This window comes from Mesorhizobium sp. LEGMi-168a (assembly GCF_058312955.1).
In genome coordinates this window covers 1-1,444 of record NZ_JBZEGV010000093.1, presented here as the reverse complement: position 1 = coordinate 1,444, position 1,444 = coordinate 1, and the positions used below count along the sequence as shown (strand labels likewise).

General features: G+C 64.6%; 2 protein-coding genes and 1 pseudogene. All 3 read left to right on the top strand.

Features of this window, described 5'->3' with window-relative positions:
* A partial coding sequence (locus tag AC4FWB_RS34070) for an aminotransferase class I/II-fold pyridoxal phosphate-dependent enzyme (protein ID WP_491030595.1) occupies positions 1-554 on the top strand: 554 nt, incomplete at its 5' end.
* Positions 555-570: 16 nt separating this feature from the next.
* A pseudogene (locus AC4FWB_RS34065) lies at positions 571-696 on the top strand (AAA family ATPase); the annotation flags it as partial.
* A 90-nt stretch (positions 697-786) separates the two neighbouring features.
* Positions 787-1,444 (top strand): aminotransferase class III-fold pyridoxal phosphate-dependent enzyme (locus tag AC4FWB_RS34060; RefSeq protein ID WP_491030594.1); only part of this gene is annotated, 658 nt, incomplete at its 3' end.

Below are 1,444 nucleotides of genomic sequence, written 5' to 3'. Positions count from 1 at the left end.
AGGCGCACGCCACGGGCGTCTGGGGACTGGATGGCCGCGGCCTTGCCGTCGCTTTCGAGGGCCGCGACAACATTCTCGCGCTCCACACATGCGGCAAGGCGCTCGGCGCTTCCGGCGCGCTCGTCACGGGCCCAAGGACACTGTGCGACTATCTCATCAACCGCTCGCGGTCATTTATTTACGCCACCGCGCCGTCGCCGCTGATGGCCGTTGCGGCTCATGAAGCGCTCGCCATGCTCGCGGACGAGCCGATGCGCCGTGTTCAATTGCATGAGCGCATTGCCTTGGTGGGCCGGCAATTGGCCGAGCGTTGCGGAGTAAAGCCCAGCGGAACGCAGATCCAACCAGTTGTTATCGGCGACAGCCGGCGCACCATAGCGGTGGCGGCGGCTCTGCAGGCGCGTGGCTTTGACATTCGCGGCATTCGGCCACCGACCGTGCCGGAAGGGACGTCGCGCCTGCGCATATCGCTGACGCTCAACGTCGATGAAGCCGCCATTTCCGCCATGATCGATGCGCTTGTCGAGGCGTTGGCCCAGAATGACCAAAGGTGACATGACCAGAGGCGACATGACCAGAGGCATCGTCATCACCGGGACGGACACGGGCATCGGCAAGACGGTGTTTTCGGCGGGTCTCGCCGGCCTGCTCGACGGCTTCTACTGGAAACCGGTGCAATCCGGCCTCGACGAGGAGGCTGCCGTACCTTGATCCGCTGACATCCGAAACCTTGAGAGAAGCGATGGTTGCCGGCTTCGACCTCTCGCTGGTCACGGGAAATGGATGATGTCGCAATCCCGCGTCTGGCATCCCTTCACGCAACACGCGCTCGAGCCGGCGATCCCCGCAATCGTCCGGACGGAAGGCGCGTATCTCCACAAGGCCGACGGCGCCCACATCCTCGACGCCATCTCCTCCTGGTGGGTTGTCACCCATGGCCACCGCCATCCCCGCATCATCAAGACCATCGAGACGACTGCCGCGAGCCTTGACCAGATCATCTTCGCCGGCTTCACACACGAGCCGGCGGAACGCCTCGCCAGCGCGCTTGTCGACCTTACGCCGCCGGGACTCGACTGGGTGTTTTATTCCGACAGCGGCTCGACCTCGGTCGAGGTCGCGCTGAAGATGGCGCTCGGCTATTTCCGCAACATCGGCGCGCCGCGTTCGCGCATCGTCGTCATGGAGCACAGCTACCATGGCGACACGATCGGCACGATGAGCGTCGGTGCCCGCGGCGTGTTCAACGCCGCCTATGAGCCGCTGCTGTTCGAGGTGGATACCGTCCCCTTCCCCGCTCCCGGCCGCGAGCAGGAAACGCTGGATCGGTTCGAGGCAATTTCTCGTGACCGGCGCGCAGCCGCGCTGATTGTCGAGCCGCTGGTGCTCGGCGCCGGCGGCATGCTGATGTATCCGGCCTGGGTTGTGGCCGAATTGAAGAAGA